4 protein-coding genes are annotated in these 3,728 nt (G+C 71.6%); all 4 read left to right on the plus strand.

Going from position 1 to position 3,728, the window contains the following annotated elements; translation table 11 throughout:
• Positions 1-253: hypothetical protein (locus VGW35_16030; GenBank protein ID HEV8309168.1), on the plus strand; the 253-nt coding region annotated here is incomplete at its 5' end.
• A gap of 110 nt (positions 254-363) precedes the next feature.
• Positions 364-1,698 carry a CoA transferase gene (locus VGW35_16035; protein HEV8309169.1) on the plus strand — a complete coding sequence of 445 codons (1,335 nt, stop codon included), beginning with the start codon at positions 364-366 and terminating at the stop codon, positions 1,696-1,698.
• A gap of 10 nt (positions 1,699-1,708) precedes the next feature.
• Complete coding sequence (locus VGW35_16040; protein HEV8309170.1) at positions 1,709-3,040, plus strand: CoA transferase; 1,332 nt, start codon at positions 1,709-1,711, stop codon at positions 3,038-3,040.
• Positions 3,041-3,226: 186 nt separating this feature from the next.
• Complete coding sequence (locus tag VGW35_16045; protein HEV8309171.1) at positions 3,227-3,724, plus strand: DinB family protein; 498 nt, start codon at positions 3,227-3,229, stop codon at positions 3,722-3,724.
• The last annotated feature ends 4 nt before the right edge of the window (positions 3,725-3,728 follow it).

Here is a 3,728-nt window from a genome sequence, read left to right on the forward strand (position 1 = left end):
CCGGGTCGCCCCGGGCGTGATCGTCGCGGGGACCGATCGCGTGGCGGTGGATGCGATCGGCGTGGCGATCCTGCGTCTCTACGGGACCACCCGCGCCGTGTCGAGGGGCCCCATCTTCCGGCAGGAGCAGCTCGCGCGGGCGGTGGAAGTCGGGGTGGGCGTCGCGCGCCCCGACCTGATCGACCTCGTGACGGATGACCGGGCCGGCGAGGCCTTCCTGGCCCGGCTCCGTCCAGTCCTGTCCCAGGGCTAGCCCTGATCGGCGAGCGCCCCCCGGAAGGACGGGGGTCTGCTTGTCTCGGTCGGCCCGATCTGCTACGGTTCTCGGGCCGATTCTCGACATCACCGTGGAGGAAGGGACTCATGGCGGACAGCGGCTACTTCCGGTGGACGGCCGAGCTCTTCGACCGGAAGAAGATCTTCGACAAGCCCGAGGCGCTCAAAGGGATCCGCGTCCTCGAGCTCACCACGCTGATCCTGGGTCCCTCGACGGCGGACTTCCTCGGCGAGTTCGGCGCCGAGGTGATCAAGGTGGAGCTGCCGCCGGCCGGGGATACGATGCGCTACGTCACCCCGCGGGGGACGTTCTGGAAGAACGCCTCCCTGGGCTTCTTCCCCGAGAACCACTCCAAGTTCCACGTCGGCATCGACCTCCACAAGGATGAGGGCAAGACCCTCTTCAAGCGGCTGGCGGCGCGCGCCGACATCATGGTCGAGAACTTCCGGGCGGGAACGCTGGACCGATGGGGCATCGGTTACCGAGCACTGTCGGAGCTGAACCCCCGGCTGGTCTACGTCGCCAACTCGGGGTTCGGGCAATGGGGGCCCTTCGCCCTCGGCCGCGCGTCCTACGACGCCGTGGCCCAGACGGTTTCCGGGATGATCGGGATCACGGGCTTTCCCGGCCGCCCTCCGATCACGTGCGGGATCTTCATCGGGGACTGGTTCGGGGCCCTGATGGCGGCCACCGCGGCGCTGGTGGCGCTCCATCACCGGCGACGGAGCGGGCAGGGGCAGCTCATCGACTACGCGCAGTCGGAGGGGCTCATCCGCTCCCTCGACTGGACCTGGGTGCTGGCCGGGCTGACCGGGGAGAACCGCGGCCCGGCCGGCAACCGGGATCGCGCGCTCGGGATGGCCGACATCGTGCGCTGCCGCGACGGGTTCGTGGCGATCGCCGCCGTCACCGACACCGAGTTCCGCGGCCTGTGCCACGCCATGGGCACCCCCGCGCTCGCCGAGGATCCGCAGTACGCGACCCTGGCGGCGCGTCTGGAGCCGGCGAACGCGGCGGCCATCCTCGCCCGGGTGCGGGAATGGGCGACCGACCGGCCTCGGGCCGACCTCGAGGCGCTCTCGGAGAAGCACGGATTCGCGGCCGCCCGCGTCACGAGCGCGGCGGATCGCTACGATGACCCCCATCTCCGCGCCCGAGGGGCCGTCTGGGACTACGAGGACCCGCTCTACGGTCCGATGGTGGAACAGGGGCCGGCCCCGAAGCTCTCGGCGACCCCGGGCCGCGTCCGCTGGGCGGCGCGACCCGTCGGCTGGCACAACGAGCACGTGTTCCGCACGATCCTCGGCCTCACCCCCTCGGAGATGGAAGCCCTCGAGGCCCAGGGCGTGGTCGGGCGCTGGGCGGACCGGCTGGGCGCCAAGCCGCCCGACGACGTCCGCGCCGACCGGCCGGCCGTGTGAGGAGGCCGTGATGACACCTCCGGCTCCGGACCCGACGCTTCCCTGGACGGAGTACGCCCGGGCGCTCACCGATCCGGCCCACGCCCGGGCCAAGCCCGAGGCGCTCGACGACCTCCTCGTGCTCGACTGCTCTCAGGCGAACTTCGCCGGCCTCTTCGCCTCGTCGATCCTCGCCGAGTTCGGTGCCACCGTGATCCGGGTCGAGCCGCCCGGCGGCGACCCGGCCCGCGCCTTTTCGCCCGACGGCCTCACGCATCACGGCACCGGGCTCGCCTACCTCGTCGAGGGTCGCAACAAGCATCACGTGACGCTGAGCCTCGAGACGCCGGAGGGACGCCTGCTGCTCCGCCGGCTCGCCGCGAAGGCCGACGTCCTGATCGAGACCTTTCGCCCGGGCGTCATGGACGGCTGGGGCCTCGGCTACCGCCAGCTGAGCCTGCTCAATCCCGGCCTCGTGTACGTGGCCCTCTCGACCTATGGCCAGTTCGGGCCACGGGCGGCCTCCCCGATCCCCGACCACGACGTGACCAATCAGGCGCTGTCCGGGGTGCCCTACACGACCGGGGAGGCGGAGGGGCCTGGAGGCCCGCAGCCTCACACGGTCCCGACGCGGCAAGGCTCCTGGGCCGGGTGGTACGTCGGTGGCGGCTGGGCCGCGTTCGCGGCGCTGGCCGCCCTCGCCTGGCGGGCGACCTCGGGGCAGGGGCAGCTCTGCGACATCTCGCCGGCCGAGGGCGAGATGCGGATGACCGATTACGGCGTCCACTGGTACCACTCTCACCGGCAGGTCTGGGAGCGGACGGGAGCCTTCAACATCTCGGTCTTCCCCTACACGCTCATCAAGACCAAGGACGGCTACTCGTTCATCGCGGGGTTCTCCGACGTCAACTGGACGGGACTCACCAACATCATGGGCCGCCCCGAGCTCAAGGAGCGCTTCCCGACCGTGCGTGACCGCACGGCCGCCGACAAGCAGCCCGACATCCACCGGGAGCTCGAGGGATGGTCAGCCGGGCTGACCTCGCAGGAGGTCCTCGAGCGCGTGATGGACTACATGCTGCAGAAGCGCGGCCCCGGCACGGTAGCGACCGCCCGGGTGAACAGTCCCAAGGACACGCTGGCCGAGTCGCACTGGTGGGAGCGGGGGGTCTTTCAGCGGATCGAGGACGCGCACTACGGGACGCTGCTCCTCCAGGCCCCGCCGTGGAAGATGTCGGCGACACCGCCGCGGGTCAAGTGGGCGTGCCGGCCGGTAGGTGCCGACAACGTGGCGATCTACACCCGCTACCTGGGGCTGCCGGTCTCGGAGCTGGAAGGGCTCCGCGGCCGCGGCGTGATCTAGTTGGTCGGGGGGGTCTCGGGAGACCCCCCGAGGCCCCCCCTCGGTTGCGACGGCACAGCCGCCGCGCGGAGCGCTGCCCGATGCGCCACGCGCTCGGTGGTCAGCGCCGGGTTGCCCCGACAGGCTCCTGAGAGTTTCGGAGGGGCCGTCGAGGCCCCCTCCGATGAGCTCGGAAAGGAGACGACGATGCCGATCCCGACGATGGAGGAGGTCGCCAAGCAGCCCCGCGAGGAGCGGCTCGGCCGGCTGACGCGCACCGCCGACGACCTGGCCGCCGCCGTCGCGGGACAGCCCGAGGCGGTCCTGGCGCGCCGTCCGGATGCCAAGAGCTGGGCCCCCAAGGAGGTCGTCTGCCACCTCCGGGACACCGAAGAGGTCTTCATGGCGCGCTTCCAGACGATCATGGCCATGGACGACCCGACGTTGCTCCCCCCCGACCCCGACCGATGGGCCGAAGAGCGCCAGTACCTCCGGAACGAGGCCGGCCAGGCGCTGGCCGCCTTCCGGCGGCGCCGTGATGAGTCGCTCCAGTTCCTGCGTGGGCTCACCCCGGAGCAGTGGCAGCGCGGCGGCATCCACCCCACCCGGGGCCGCTTCACCATCGACGGCTTCCTCACGCTCATGGCCTGGCACGACGACAACCACCTGGACCAGCTCCGGCGAGGTCTCCGCGGCGAGCCCTGACCCG

This window comes from Candidatus Methylomirabilota bacterium, assembly GCA_036005065.1.
GTDB lineage: Bacteria > Methylomirabilota > Methylomirabilia > Rokubacteriales > DASRDR01 > DASYQW01.